Origin of the sequence: Acinetobacter zhairuonensis (genome assembly GCF_022601715.1) — a bacterium.
GTDB lineage: Bacteria > Pseudomonadota > Gammaproteobacteria > Pseudomonadales > Moraxellaceae > Acinetobacter.
Genome location: NZ_JAKVIM010000003.1, coordinates 131,678 through 145,769, shown reverse-complemented (window position 1 = coordinate 145,769; position 14,092 = coordinate 131,678). Strand labels below are relative to the sequence as shown.

At 39.4% G+C, this 14,092-nt stretch carries 16 protein-coding genes and 1 other RNA gene; 6 read left to right on the top strand and 11 right to left on the bottom strand.

All coding sequences use genetic code 11. The features are described 5' to 3' along the window. Positions 1-10: 10 nt before the first annotated feature. Positions 11-523, bottom strand: a complete 513-nt coding sequence (gene rraA, locus MKI85_RS03785; RefSeq protein WP_241625126.1) for a ribonuclease E activity regulator RraA — start codon at positions 521-523, stop codon at positions 11-13. An 11-nt stretch (positions 524-534) separates the two neighbouring features. Further along, the gene (locus MKI85_RS03780) at positions 535-1,200 is read right to left on the bottom strand and encodes a Rossmann-fold NAD(P)-binding domain-containing protein (RefSeq protein WP_241625124.1); all 666 of its coding nucleotides are present in this window, start codon (positions 1,198-1,200) and stop codon (positions 535-537) included. 215 nt (positions 1,201-1,415) lie between these two features. Between MKI85_RS03780 and rpsT the strand changes: the two genes are divergently transcribed. Beyond that, the gene (rpsT, locus tag MKI85_RS03775; protein ID WP_131323587.1) at positions 1,416-1,682 is read left to right on the top strand and encodes a 30S ribosomal protein S20; all 267 of its coding nucleotides are present in this window, start codon (positions 1,416-1,418) and stop codon (positions 1,680-1,682) included. 148 nt (positions 1,683-1,830) lie between these two features. Here rpsT and MKI85_RS03770 read toward each other — a convergent pair whose 3' ends face one another. The 3 genes from MKI85_RS03770 to MKI85_RS03760 all read right to left on the bottom strand — a co-directional run bounded on the left by MKI85_RS03770 (position 1,831) and on the right by MKI85_RS03760 (position 4,094). Continuing rightward, complete coding sequence (locus tag MKI85_RS03770; protein ID WP_241625122.1) at positions 1,831-2,565, bottom strand: histidine phosphatase family protein; 735 nt, start codon at positions 2,563-2,565, stop codon at positions 1,831-1,833. A 52-nt stretch (positions 2,566-2,617) separates the two neighbouring features. Next, positions 2,618-3,475 carry a 3'(2'),5'-bisphosphate nucleotidase CysQ family protein gene (locus MKI85_RS03765; protein ID WP_241625120.1) on the bottom strand — a complete coding sequence of 286 codons (858 nt, stop codon included), beginning with the start codon at positions 3,473-3,475 and terminating at the stop codon, positions 2,618-2,620. Positions 3,476-3,656: 181 nt separating this feature from the next. Then, complete coding sequence (locus MKI85_RS03760; RefSeq protein ID WP_241625118.1) at positions 3,657-4,094, bottom strand: BLUF domain-containing protein; 438 nt, start codon at positions 4,092-4,094, stop codon at positions 3,657-3,659. Positions 4,095-4,371: 277 nt separating this feature from the next. Here MKI85_RS03760 and MKI85_RS03755 point away from each other — a divergent pair, with 277 nt between their 5' ends. The 4 genes from MKI85_RS03755 to MKI85_RS03740 all read left to right on the top strand — a co-directional run bounded on the left by MKI85_RS03755 (position 4,372) and on the right by MKI85_RS03740 (position 7,353). Then, on the top strand, positions 4,372-5,046 hold the full coding sequence (locus tag MKI85_RS03755; protein WP_241625117.1) for an HAD-IA family hydrolase: 675 nt from the start codon (positions 4,372-4,374) through the stop codon (positions 5,044-5,046). Continuing rightward, positions 5,039-5,479, top strand: coding sequence for an RNA-binding S4 domain-containing protein (locus MKI85_RS03750; protein WP_241625116.1), 441 nt, complete (start codon positions 5,039-5,041; stop codon positions 5,477-5,479). The genes MKI85_RS03755 and MKI85_RS03750 overlap by 8 nt, the downstream gene beginning before the upstream one ends. Before the next feature lie 147 nt (positions 5,480-5,626). Further along, positions 5,627-6,673, top strand: coding sequence for a recombinase RecA (gene recA / locus MKI85_RS03745; RefSeq protein WP_241625114.1), 1,047 nt, complete (start codon positions 5,627-5,629; stop codon positions 6,671-6,673). Positions 6,674-6,753: 80 nt separating this feature from the next. Then, on the top strand, positions 6,754-7,353 hold the full coding sequence (locus tag MKI85_RS03740) for a regulatory protein RecX (protein ID WP_241625112.1): 600 nt from the start codon (positions 6,754-6,756) through the stop codon (positions 7,351-7,353). Positions 7,354-7,397: 44 nt separating this feature from the next. On the opposite strand, the gene ffs is transcribed toward MKI85_RS03740, so the two are convergent. Continuing rightward, positions 7,398-7,494: signal recognition particle sRNA small type (ffs, locus tag MKI85_RS03735), an RNA gene on the bottom strand. Between the two features lie 285 nt (positions 7,495-7,779). Between ffs and MKI85_RS03730 the strand changes: the two genes are divergently transcribed. Next, entirely contained in the window at positions 7,780-8,658 is an 879-nt protein-coding gene (locus tag MKI85_RS03730) for a YbgF trimerization domain-containing protein (protein WP_241625110.1), read from the top strand. A gap of 39 nt (positions 8,659-8,697) precedes the next feature. Here the strand turns inward: MKI85_RS03730 and lpxA are convergent, their stop codons facing one another. Genes lpxA through bamA form a run of 5 tightly spaced genes read right to left on the bottom strand, consistent with a single transcriptional unit; the run spans position 8,698 to position 14,063 of the window. Beyond that, positions 8,698-9,486 carry an acyl-ACP--UDP-N-acetylglucosamine O-acyltransferase gene (lpxA, locus tag MKI85_RS03725; protein WP_241625108.1) on the bottom strand — a complete coding sequence of 263 codons (789 nt, stop codon included), beginning with the start codon at positions 9,484-9,486 and terminating at the stop codon, positions 8,698-8,700. Positions 9,487-9,493: 7 nt separating this feature from the next. Next, on the bottom strand, positions 9,494-9,970 hold the full coding sequence (fabZ, locus tag MKI85_RS03720) for a 3-hydroxyacyl-ACP dehydratase FabZ (protein WP_241625106.1): 477 nt from the start codon (positions 9,968-9,970) through the stop codon (positions 9,494-9,496). A 7-nt stretch (positions 9,971-9,977) separates the two neighbouring features. After that, positions 9,978-11,048: a UDP-3-O-(3-hydroxymyristoyl)glucosamine N-acyltransferase gene (gene lpxD / locus MKI85_RS03715; RefSeq protein ID WP_241625104.1), complete on the bottom strand. Its 1,071-nt coding sequence runs from the start codon at positions 11,046-11,048 to the stop codon at positions 9,978-9,980. Between the two features lie 3 nt (positions 11,049-11,051). Continuing rightward, entirely contained in the window at positions 11,052-11,546 is a 495-nt protein-coding gene (locus tag MKI85_RS03710; protein ID WP_241625102.1) for an OmpH family outer membrane protein, read from the bottom strand. A gap of 45 nt (positions 11,547-11,591) precedes the next feature. Next, positions 11,592-14,063, bottom strand: coding sequence for an outer membrane protein assembly factor BamA (bamA, locus tag MKI85_RS03705; RefSeq protein WP_241625100.1), 2,472 nt, complete (start codon positions 14,061-14,063; stop codon positions 11,592-11,594). Positions 14,064-14,092 lie beyond the last annotated feature (29 nt).

The window sequence follows — 14,092 nt, the reverse complement described above, 5'->3', positions numbered from 1 at the left end:
TCTTAAAGTCTTATAATTCGACCAGTTGTTCTTTAGCCACCACAATACCATTATTGTCGGCATAAATATAATCACCAGATTGGATGGTCACGCCACCAAAATAGAGTGGAATATCGGTTTCGCCTATGCCTTTACGATTACTTTTTTGTGGAATTGCAGCCAATGCATGCACGCCTAAATCCAATTCCGCAATTGCATCCACGTCACGCACACATCCGTAAATAATTACGCCATTCCAATGATACTTCACGGCTGATTCAGCAATCAAATCCCCCATGAGTGCGCAGCGCATTGACGCTCCACCATCGACCACAAGCACCTTACCTGTACCATCAGTCGCCAATAACTCTTTCACACGTGAGTTATCTTCAAAACACTTGACCGTTACGACTTGACCGCCAAAGCTTTTACGTGCGCCATAGCTTTTAAAGAATTTACCATCCATTGATGGCGTCACCACCTGAAGTTCTTTTTCAGGGTTATCATCAAGCAAATCACAAGTTACAAAAGGAACAGTTGCCACTTCTCTCTCCATTATTTGGCTTTTTGTATGCGTAAATTATCATAAATTTCAAACTTTCCGGTTTGAGATTGGGCTGCCACGACCATAGTATGAGCCACTTGTTCTGCAGTCACTGGCTTATATTTGAAAGAATCGGGAACCAAATGCGACATTTTCTGATATAGACGTTGCGTTGCACCTTCTAACACCCGTTGTTCAGATCGCTCTCCCAGCAATAATGAAGGTTGCAAAATGGATGTCTTGTACAAAGCCAACTCCCGAATATGCTGTTCAAGCTCACCTTTCACCCGATTATAGAAAATTGGGGATTTCGGATTGGCTCCCAGCGCACTCACCAACAGATAATGTATTTCTTTTTCTTCCAATAAATCGGCAAAATGTGCATTAATTTCGTAATCAATATTATAAAACTGTGCTTTCGAACCTGCTTTTTTCAAAGTTGAACCTAAACAACTAAAAGCATGACTATGACCATGAATATCCTCATCATTGAGCATTAAAAAATCTTCCAGCACAAATTGATGAACTTTTTCCATCTGACTGAGTTGCACATCATAATGTCGCACTATTGCGGTAATTTGCTCGCAACTGGCTAATTCATTTAATTGTTTTATTAAGGTTCTACCAACTAAACCTGTTGCACCAATCACTATTGCCTTTTGAATCGGATTTATCATTTTTTGATCATTCTCCATGGTTTAGTAGTAATCTAACGTTTTCTTTAACATTTTTCTGCATCTAAAATGTTGTCAGAGTAAGTCAAGACTTGACTTCGTAGCCATGTTTAATCAAAATATGGCACTTGTTTACGGGCTGGTGATAGTTCTGCTGATGTTGGTTTTCAGTTTGAATTTCAGCCCGCCCAGACCAATCTAATTCAAGGAGTGCACGAGTGGCAAACTCTGCTCAAGCAAAAAAACGTGCTCGTCAAAACGTTAAAGCACGTAAACACAACGCAAGCTTGCGTTCTATGGTTCGTACTTACATCAAACGCACAGTAGCTGCTATTGCTGCTGGTGACTATGCTGTCGCTACAGAAGCTTACAAAAAAGCTGTTCCTGTAATCGACCGTATGGCTGATAAAGGTATCATCCATAAAAACAAAGCTGCTCGTCATAAGAGCCGTTTAAATACTCAAGTTAAAGCGTTAGCTAACTAATTTGATGTATTAAAAAAAGCCCATCCGGGCTTTTTTTACGTCCACTATATTTATAATTTCAACCATCTTTAATATTACAAAAGATAAAATAAGACCATTCTAGAACTACTAGATAGTATTAATACTACGTACCATCAAAAAAATCGTGTTAATGATGCTGTTTAAACTGTCGAATATTGAGTTCATGTAACTCACCGCGCCAAATCCATTTGAGTTTAGAGTCTAAAAATTCATCACCTTCAAACCAGACAAATAAACCTTCCATCATCTGCGGCCAGTCTTCTTGCGTAATCACATTTCTACCCGAAATCACTGCTAGAATCGCCGCAATAATTGTATCGTGACTCACAGCCAAACTTAGACCATTATGCTGCTGTGGATGGGTGTTATAAATTAGCTCCAGCACATCCACCACACCATGAATCGGATGCTTCATTCCAGGCAGTGCATTATTGACAAAGCTATTAATAAAGCCCAATGCGCCTTGCTCACGAAAATAAGGACCTGCCTGCTTAATATCCAAGACAAAACTACCAGGCTCAACCAATAAGCCTTGTTGCACAATCTCAATATGATGGGTATTACTTTGCTGACTCATAGAATCTGCACCCTGAATCATCAGCGCTGCGGTATCTACACAGCGTTGAATGGGACTGGAAATACAATGCTGAATAATACGATCCGTTTGACCAATTAGATGTGCTCCCCACGCCTGAGCCAAATCTCTGCCTTGAGATGTCAATTGCAAATCATAACCTGCTAAGCCCTGCCCACTGACAATCTCGCGTAAAGAGTGTCGCGTAAACAACGTGACAGGCGTACTGGTATCAGGCAATAAATCAATTGCTTTGAGCATACTGCGTGGAAGTCTTTCTAATGCCATGATATCTTCATATTTTTTTGGTATTTACACTGAACCATTTTAACCTGTTTGCTTAATGCTTGCTCAACATTCTTGCAAGTACATCTAAGGCTAATACTTGCATTTCTGCAGTTCGGTAGGCAATAAAACCCTTATTCAGCAAACTATCGCGCTGATTATATAAAAATGGGCGTCCTTTAAAGTCAACAAGTCCACCACCAATACGTTCGAGTAGACATTGCCCCGCACTGGTATCCCATTCACTGGTGGGGTGAAAACGCGGATAAATATCAATCTTATGTTCCAGCATCATACAGAACTTATAGGCACTTCCTGCCTTAAACACACTGTATTCTGTGATGCTTTCTAAAACTTGCAAATACTCATGGTAGTGACCTTTTTGCTGCGAACTTGGGCTAAGACCAACTTTTACTGTATCCGCTTGCTGCTGTTCAGGAGTATAGATAAACCATTGTTGAGTCTTAAAATCCAATTTCAACGGCATTCCTTCAAATGGGCAGATATACATAGACTGCTCACCTGGGATTGCTAAAATCGCAAATATCGTTTGCGCACCATCCACCAAGCTTAAATTAATGGTGAATTCAGGTCGCTGATGTAAAAACTCTTTAGTCCCATCCAGCGGATCAAGCAACCAGAAACGCTGCCACTGTTGACGTAGACTATAATCGCCTTCTTCCGACAACAGCGGAATATCAGGGCTGATGTTTGCCAAAGCCTGTGTAATAAATTGATTGGCTCTAAAGTCTGCTTGCGTAACCGGTGAATCATCATGCTTATGTTCAATATTAAAATGTTCACCCGAACAGTATTGCTGAAATTCCTGATTAAGGATTTCACATGCCTGAGTCATCATCGGAACAAGTTTCAAGATCATTTCATCTTGCGGTACATCAGTTTTTATAAACATAAATTGCCTTTAATAAGCATTATTGAACGATGCCGATTCATTGCAAGCCATAATGCGTATTCTTTACTGTGCTTTGTAAAATTATTGCATTCCTATATTCATCATACGCTTAGTAGCATTAAATTGCACAACAGGAAGGCTTCGTAGAATTTCGTCGGAGTTAAAAACTCTACCAGTCTAATTAAATATAGTATTCCCATGCATTCTGTTGCGCCAGAAGCTTGATGAAAGGTCCAATAGTTCTTGCCGTCAACAAAGTCGGATTAAATTCTTGAGCATACTGCAGTTGAAAGAATGCCCTGATACTCGGATTAATCGGTGCAAACTTCATTGCCCATTCAGAAAATATACGCTCGATCTGTTCTTCAAAATATAAAATCTGACACCCCTTATGGCGTGAATCTTTTAAAATACGATCAAAGTACAAATTACTGACTTTAGTTTTTTCACCCTCTAAACACTGAACAAAATATCCATTGCCATAACTCAACACCCCTGTAATCTCATGCAAAGCATTATGATCAACGGAGGTCATTAAAATGTTCATTAATTCAGTTTTAAAAACATCATCATTCTGAGTGAATTTACTGACATAAAGCAGCCGCACACATTCAACCATTATCAATATTGCCTAAATTTTTGATTTAAATTTATTTAATTACAAAATAATTAGATTTTTGTTTTTTGCACAAAGGTACGTCATTACTATGAAGTATTTCAGCGAGCAAGGCAATTCACCCCATCAACAGACATCATTTACTTATAAATCTCGACGCACTCAGCAACCCTTATTCTATTCATTACTTTGCTGCTATAGTAAAGCCTGATTCATTCAGCCTGACAGATTATAATGGGCTGCCACTTTTATTACTCCCAAACATAGCTAGGACTGTTCAATGGTTAAACCAATTGTGATATTCGACATGGATGGCACATTACTCGATCTCGCCTATGACGATCTAATCTGGAACCAATTACTGCCTATTCGTTATGCCGAAACTCATCAATGCACACTCGAACACAGTCAGGCAACTTTATTTCAGTTTTATCAGGAACATAGTCATACTTTGAACTGGTATTCATCCCGTTTCTGGTCGTCAAAAGTTGGAGTGGATGTCTTAGCTTTACAACAAGAGCATCAACATAAAGTCAGCCTTCATCATGGTTGCATCGAGCTACTCGAATATTTAAAAAGCAACCAGTATCCATGCTGGCTTGCCACCAATGCAGACTGCGCCAGTTTACAGTTTAAATTAGAACAAACGGGAATAGCTGCGTATTTCGATGTGATTGTCAGCAGTGAAACCATCGGTCATGCCAAAGAATTTCCTGCCTTTTGGGAAAAATTGCATCAACAACACCCATTTGATATTTCTCACGCCTATTTTATTGATGACACAGAGAAAGTTTTATTAGGTGCACAAAAATTCGGCTTACAGCATTTAATTAGTATTCAACAACCCTCATCTATAGGATTAGTCCGTGACGAATCCCCATTTCCAATGTTAAAACATTTAACAGATTTCATCCCTTTATTGGAACAAGCTGAGGAACAAAAGCAATATGCCTAAAGCAGAGCAACATTTACCTGCTGAAACCATGCGTATCGACAAATGGCTGTGGGCTGCACGTTTTTTTAAAACACGTAGCATCGCCAAATCTGCAATTGAAGGTGGCAAAGTCCATTTTGACGGTGAACGTGTCAAAGTATCGAAAGAAGTGCGTGTCGGAATGGAACTCACCATTCAACAAGGCTTTGAAAAGAAAACCGTGGTTATCAAAGCCATTTCAGGTGTGCGTGGTCCTGCACCTGTAGCACAACTCCTTTATGAAGAAACTGAAGTCAGTTTAGCAAAAAGAGAATTGCTTGCATCGCAAAGAAAATTGCATAATCTTGCTCGACCTGATCATCGCCCGTCTAAAAAAGATCGTCGGCAAATCAGTAAGTTTAAACAAGAAAATGATCAACAATTTGACCAACACTGGTCTTATAATGATGATTAAATTAGTCGCGTCATGTTGTGTCGCACCAGATACAACAGACATAGAATAACAGGAATAATTCTGTCACTATACTGAAGTGGAAAACGTTTGTAATGCAATACATCCACTTTAGTTAGAAATGAAGTGACATAGTTTTGAGGTTGAGAGATGGATGAGAATAAAAGCAAGGCACTAAATGCTGCCCTAAGCCAAATTGAAAAACAATTTGGTAAGAATACAGTCATGCGCCTTGGCGATAATACCGTGCAAGCCGTTGAAGCGGTTTCAACAGGTTCATTAACACTGGATATCGCACTCGGTATTGGTGGCTTACCTAAAGGTCGTATCGTTGAAATTTACGGTCCTGAATCTTCTGGTAAAACAACCATGACATTACAAGCAATTGCACAATGTCAAAAAGCTGGTGGTACTTGTGCCTTCATCGATGCTGAACATGCACTTGATCCACAATATGCACGTAAGCTTGGCGTCGACATTGACAATCTACTCGTCTCTCAACCAGACAATGGTGAACAAGCACTCGAAATTGCAGACATGCTGGTTCGCTCTGGTGCAATCGACCTTATCGTTGTCGACTCCGTGGCTGCTCTTACCCCTCGCGCCGAAATCGAAGGTGAAATGGGTGACTCACACATGGGCTTACAAGCTCGCCTAATGAGTCAGGCGCTGCGTAAAATTACAGGTAATGCGAAACGTTCGAACTGTATGGTAATCTTCATTAACCAAATCCGTATGAAGATTGGTGTAATGTTCGGTAGCCCAGAAACTACCACTGGTGGTAATGCCTTAAAATTCTATGCGTCAGTACGCTTAGATATTCGTCGTGTTGGTCAAGTGAAAGAAGGCGATGAAATTATTGGTTCAGAAACCAAAGTTAAAGTCGTTAAAAACAAAATGGCACCTCCTTTCAAAGAAGCGCTTTTCCAAATTCTTTACGGCAAAGGTGTGAATCAGTTAGGCGAATTAGTTGACCTTGCGGTACAACAAGACATCGTTCAAAAGGCTGGTGCTTGGTATTCGTATCAAGGCAACAAAATTGGTCAAGGCAAGAATAATGTAATTCGCCACCTTGAAGAGAATCCACAATTGGCGCAAGAAGTTGAACGTATTATCCGTGACCAGTTATTAACAACAGGTAATGTAACCGTAGAGGATAAAGAGGAAGAAGAACCTGATCTACTCCTTGATGCTTAAGCCATTAGGTACTCTACAAAATATGCCCGTTATACCAAAACGCCCTTCGGGGCGTTTTTCAATCCAAGATTCGAACTAATATGAGCCCATCTAAATTTCCTAAACTATTGAACTACGAGAGTCTTAAGCAAGAATTTGGCACATCAGATGCCAAACAGACACCACCTCAAGAATCACAAACAACTCAGTACAATCATGAAGAGATAGAAACTGAAGTTGTACAAAATACAGGACTCACTGGCTCACGTCTGCGCTCTTATGCGTTTGCCGTACTGACACGCAAGGAATACTCCAAAGCAGAGCTAATTGAGAAGCTAGCGACCTATGCAGTAAATCGAGAGGAAGTGGTCAATCTGGTTGAAGAACTATCAAACAATAATTATCAAAGTGACCAACGTGTAGCTGAAATTGTACTGTCGAGCCAAAAACGCAAAGGAAAAGGTCCTCAGCGCATTAAACTGGCATTAAAAAACAAAAAAATAAACAGTGAATTAATTCAAGAAGAATTAAAGGAAATTGATTGGGCAGAACAGGCTTATCAACTCAAACTCAAGAAATTCGGCTCGACCGTAGAAAAAGACCCAAAACTAAAAGCAAAGCAAATTCGTTTTTTACAGTACAGAGGATTTGATATGGATGCAATTATGAAAGCAATTAACAGAAAGGAATTTGAAGAATAAATAAAAGAGAAAAATTAAATATTATAAGAATAAAATGGTGGCAACCCTACCAGCAAAACTTCGGCACATCACAATTCTACTACCGTTGCTACCTTCCGGTCCTGGCGGGGTTCGCAGAGTGCAATTGCGAAGTAACCGGCAGGGCTACCATTGCAAGAACAGAGTATAGAGATTTTTACCCAAGTTGCAAGCACTTATTCTTGGTTTATTCACCTAAGCTATTCATTTGTCTATTTAAAATACAAATATATGCATTTATTGCAATTTCTATCCATATTCCATTTTGAGTTTACCTTAAACATACGACAAGATTGAAAACACTTATTGCATTTCAGTGCTTGAGCATTTTAAATGTGTTCAATATGAAATGAATAAAGCCATACAAACTCAAGGCTTTAAGCAAGTAATACAAAATGGATATGTTTTATGATGCAATTTAAGCATGCAATTTATGCACTCACCTTACTCAGCACCACTTCTATTTTCGCCAATATCCCTATTGAAAATCGCGGATTAAGCCAAACTGATTCTGGTTCAAATTCAAGCTCAAATTATAATACAACAACAAACACACCCGTTGCTGAAGCCAATGTACCCACCAATATAAACTGGCAAATCATGCAAAAAAATCAACAACTTGAGAATGACATTCGAAGCTTACGTGGTCGAATTGAAGAACAAGAAAATACGATTGAACAGCTTAAAAATGAACTCAACAATCGCTATACTGACTTAGATCAACGCTTAGAACTCTTACAACAAAAGGTTGATCCTGAGAGTGTGACTCAAACGGAGGATAAACAACAGGATAGTTCACCCAGCATCAGCGCAACCGCCACAGCAGCCGTAAATTCAGCCAATAGTCCAGCTGCTGCAACTCCTGAAACACCTAGCACGTCAAGCACCAATGTGCCTGTTACGACAAATCAGCAAGCAACGGAGCTAGAGAAAGCCGCCTATACCGTTGCATTAGACGCTTACAAACAAGGTGGTGCTAAAAAAGCCATTGCACCGATGCAAAACTTTATTAAAAATCACCCCAACAGTATCTACATCAGCAATGCGTATTTTTGGCTCGCAGAATTCAATCTAGCAATTGAACCAACCAACTACACCGAAGCTAAAAAGAATTACAACATTGTTGTCAATCAATATCCACAATCATCCAAAGCTTCTCGTGCCCTATATCAACTCTATAGCATCGCAAAAGATGTTGACCGCAATACAGCATTAGCTAATCAATATAAAGCTAAACTATTAAAACAATATCCTAAAAGCGAAGAAGCTAGCTATTTCAAGAAATAAAAAAAGACACCATATGGTGTCTTTTTTATAATGCGAAACTTAACGAACGATGCCGCGTTCAGACTGCTCTAGAGAGTCAATTAACAATTGAGCTTCAGCAACCGTCGGTAAAATTTCCTGACGGATTCGCTCAACTGCCTCAACCGTCGTCAAACCTTCTTTATAAATGAGTTTGAATGCTGTACGTAGACCTTGAATTACTTCTTTAGACCAACCTTTGCGACGCATACCCTCAACATTCATAGCAAATGCATGTGCAGGATTACCAGAAGCCATGACATATGCTGGAACATCTTTCACGATTAAAGACGCCCCACCCACCATACTGTATGAAGCAAGCTTACAGAACTGATGAATACCAGAGTTTCCACCAACAATAACGTAATCACCAATATGAACGTGTCCAGCAACACCTACATTATTGGCAAAAATATTATGATCACCCACCATACAGTCATGCGCAATATGCGTGTTCACCATTAATAGATTATGACTACCAATTTTGGTTAAAGACTGATCTTGCACAGTGCCGCGATGTAAGCTGCAATGCTCACGAATCGTATTGTGATCGCCAATTTCCAACCAAGTTTCTTCACCTCGGTATTTCAAATCTTGGCATACTTCACCAATACTTGCGAACTGGAAAATTTCATTATTTTTTCCAATACGCGTGTACCCCCCAACCACAACATGTGAATGAAGTTTTGTGCCTGCTCCAATTGTGACCTGAGGACCAATAATACAATACGGTCCAATTTGCACATCTGGAGCAATTACTGCTGATGAGTCAATAATAGCGGTTGGATGAATTAATTCGTTATTGCTCATGCCTACTCTATACTTTCTGATGATAAACCATGATTTCTGCGGTTGTTGCAACAACACCATCAACAGTAGCAATACAGTTATATTTGTAAATACCACGTTTTTGCATAATCAATTCTGATTTTAATACAAGTTGGTCGCCTGCAACCACCTGTTTTTTAAATCTTACCTTCTCTGCACCCGCAAAAAGGAACAAAGAACCTTCACTCGGCTTCTCATTGTTCATAATAAAGCCAAGAATACCAGACACTTGAGCCAAAGCTTCCACAATTAGCACACCTGGCATAATTGGGTAGTTTGGGAAATGTCCTTGTAGGAACTCTTCGTTGATTGAAACGTTTTTATAACCAACAATACCATTATCAGTTACATCTACAATGCGATCAACCAACAAGAATGGATAACGGTGTGGTAAATATTCACGAATTTGTTGAATATGCATTGGCAATTCTGGTTTCGTAAATGGTAGTAAAGTAGACTCAGTCATCATAATTCTATTTACGCAATTTAAAAGTTGATTCAAGGGACTCAATTTGAGTCTGCATATGATCAAGTCGTTTGACTAATTGGGTCAATGGCACATCTGCTAATTGTCTGAACCGTACAACTGTCCGCTTCCACTGTGGTGTTGCAAATAATCCTGTCCCACCAGAATAACTTCCAGCTTCGTAAATATTATTTGTGACCATTGACATTGCCGTAATCGTTACATTATCAGCAATGCTAATGTGCCCTACGACACCACAAGCACCTGCAAGGATACAGTTTTTGCCAATTGTTGTACTGCCCGCAATACCACACTTAGCCGCAATCGCAGTGTTTTCACCAATCTTAACGTTATGGGCGATTTGCACAAGGTTATCAATCTTAACACCATGTTCCAAAATAGTATCGTCTAAAGCACCACGATCAATACTACAATTTGAGCCAATTCGCACATCATGACCAATGATCACTGATCCCAATTGCGCAATACGGTGCCATTTTCCTTGATATGGCGCAAAACCAAATCCTTCGCTACCAATCACAGTATTGGCATGAATACGCACTCGATCACCAATTTTACATGCACCCGTTAAAGTGACATGCGAATCAATGAAACCATCTTTACCAATCTCGACATCATCATCAATACGAACATGTGCTTGAATTATAGTGTTATCACCAACCACACAATTTTCACCGATGACAGCATAATGACCAATATAAGCAGTATCAGACACAATTGCAGAGGGATGAATTTTTGCTGTGCTTTCAATCCCGAATTCAGTATGCTTTTTCTCAAACACATGAGTCAAAATTGCAAAAGCAAGATAAGGGTTAGGAACCAAAATGAAATTTTGATGGCTATGCAGTTTTTCTTGTAGAGCTTTAGTGACAATCAGAGCACCAGCTCGGGACGCTAACGCCTTATCCAGATATTTCTCATCTGAGACAAAGGAGATATGTTGTTGAGAGGCAGTATCCAGACTCGCTAAGCCTTGAATAACAAGGTCGGATTGACCGAGACACTCACCTTGAACAAGGTGAGCGAGGTCTTTTAAACATTTTTTGTTAAGATTCATTGATTACTTAATTGCATTAACCTTTTGAATCATTTTATCAGTTAAATCGTACTTAGCGTCATAGGCAAGCGCAGAGTTTTTATTCAAAACTACATCTAAGCTATTTTCTTTACGCAATTGTTCAGCAACTTGCTTGATTCGAGCATCTAACGTCTTATTCATCACTTGCAAAGAGGCTTGTACTTTAGTTTGCAAACCTTGTTGAATGCCATTTAATTCATTCAACTTAGTTTGGTATTCAGCGCTCATTTTCTTCATTTCTGCTTCAGACAATTTGGAAGCTTGTGCCTTTTGCTTCATGGCATCCAACTCTTTGCCCAATTGCTCTAAGCGAGTCGTCTGCGGCTTAATGGACTGTTGCAGCGTTGTATTCTGAGCTTTGAGGTAAGTACTGTTTTCTACCACTTGCTCTAAATCGACCACACCATAGCCCGCAGCATGAACCATTGAACTGAGTGAAATACTAGCAAATGCTAATACCTTGATTATTTTACGCATTTTTAGACCTTATTCTATATTCTGTTCTATTAGAAAAGATCGTACTTAGAAAGTACGACCAATTTCAAATTGAAGCTCTTTAGTTTCATCACCAGGCTTATCATTTAATGGGAATGCATAACTTAATGATAATGGACCAATCATGGTAATCCAGGTAAAGCCTACACCCACGCTATAACGCATGTTACCTAAATCGAAACCATATTTATCTTTACATGTCTGTTTCGCAGCATCAGTCGCAAATACATCACATTGTGTATCAAAGACCTGAGCACCTTCTGCAAACAATACTGGACGAACTTGACGAGTCCAATCCCCTTTAAATGGTAAAGGTAGTGCCAGCTCAGTACCAAATTGAACTAAAGCATTACCACCCACTTCTTCTGGTGAAGGGTCCGTTTGACCAGTTTCACTATAATAAACACCATCATATCTTGGACCTAGGGTACTGTTGTCATAACCACGTACCGACCCATAACCACCTGCATAGAAGTTTTTATAGAATGGTAAATCGTTACCATAACCTAACTTACCATAGCCACGTAATACAAAGTCCTTACCTAGAGGTAAAAAGGCTTGCGCATCGTAGGTAATTTTTTGATATTCCACATCACTACCAGGTAGTGCAATTTCAGCATTCACACGATGCGATTGACCTGAAGTTGGGAATTGCGGGCGGTTTAAAGTGTTATACGACCAACCTAAAGTAAAGTTGTAGGTTAAGAAGTCACCAGAAAATTCAGAATTATACGGATTTGAGACACTATCCTCTGGACAGGTATAATTGTTAGCTTCTGTTAGATCTACTAAGCAATATGTTGATGTGTCTTTAACTTTACCACCATGTGCCATTAAATAATCACGCACATAGGTCGACACATAAGGACCTGTTGTCACTTCAGTTTGGTCAATATTTAAGCCCGCACTGATACTTTGGTTTTCATCAATTGGATAACCAAAGTTAATACCACCACCCAAACTATCCGTTACATAGTTATTGACGTTATAGTCATCATCTAGCTTGGTCTTACGGTAGTACATATTGTAACCACGACGCACACCATCAATTGTGAAGTACGGATCGGTTACACTCAAGTTGTAGTAATCTTGGGTTTCAGAGCGTGACAGGTCAATTGCAACACTATTACCCGTACCCATAAAGTTGGTTTGACTGAGTCCCGCTTGGAATGTCACACCACCACTTTGCGAGTAACCGACAGCCAAAGTACTTGTACCTGAATGCTGTTCTTCAACATTTACATTCAAATCGACCTGATCTGGCGTATTTGGAATACGTGTCGGTTTAATATCTACCGTTTTAAAGTATCCCGTACGCTCTAAACGTACTTTAGACAAGTCAATTTTTTCATTACTTGCTAAAGCACCTTCCATTTGGCGCATTTCACGACGTAATACTTCATCTGAAGTTTTAGTATTACCCGTAAAGTTAATCCGTCGTACTGTAACTTGCTGACCTGGATTAATATAGTAATTTAGGTCAACCACACGCGTTTCATTATTAATTTGCGGAACCACATTCACTTCCGCATAGTAATAACCCGCATTACCATATTTACGTAATAATAACTGCTTAACCGCATTTACTTTTTCTTGAGAATACGTCGATCCATCTTTATAAATTTGCATCGCCTTAAGTTCTTCAGGCTTATACAATGCATCGCCTAAAAACTTGGTTTCACCAAATTTAAATTGCTGACCCTCATTCACAGAAACTTCAATGAAAATACGTTTTTTATCTTCACTTAAATTCAGACTTGAGTTCGTGATATCGAAGTTGATATAACCTGCATTCAAATACAAAGCGCGTAATGCTTCCAAGCTTGCCGCCATTTTTTCACGTGCATAACGGTCATTACGTGAAACAATTGAACTCCAGCTACTTTCTTTAACAGCAAAAGCCTGTTGAATATCGCTATCGCTAAATACAGTATTACCAATAACATTAATATCAACAACTTTAGCAGCTTGACCTTCGTTAAATTCAAGCAATAAATCTACACGGTTATTCGGCTTAGCTGTGGTTGTAACTTTGACATCTGCATCGTAACGACCTTGTTGAACATACTGTTGTTCAAGTTCGGACTCAACGGTTTGAAGTGTCGATTTTTTTAACACCTCACCTTCAGCTAAGCCCATTTTTTTCAAACCTTCTTCCAACGCTTCTTTAGGAATGAGTTTGTTGCCTTTTAGCTCAATTTTAGAAATTAGTGGACGCTCAACCACTTTGAAAACAAGTGTATCACCCTCTTGAGATGCCTTGATGTCATCAAACATACCCGATGCATACAATGCACGAATTGAATTTGAAATAGCTTGATCATCAACACGATCACCACTACGCACTGGCAACATGGTGTACACATTGGCAGGAGTTAAACGAACGAGTCCATCAATTTTTATATCACGAACAATAAATTCATCCGCTGCATATACTTGTTGTACTGCTGCCATAGCACTAACCAGTGCCAAAGGCATAAATAAATGTGTGTGCTGCATGCCAGTCTTTTCCGATGTTAATTTCAAAG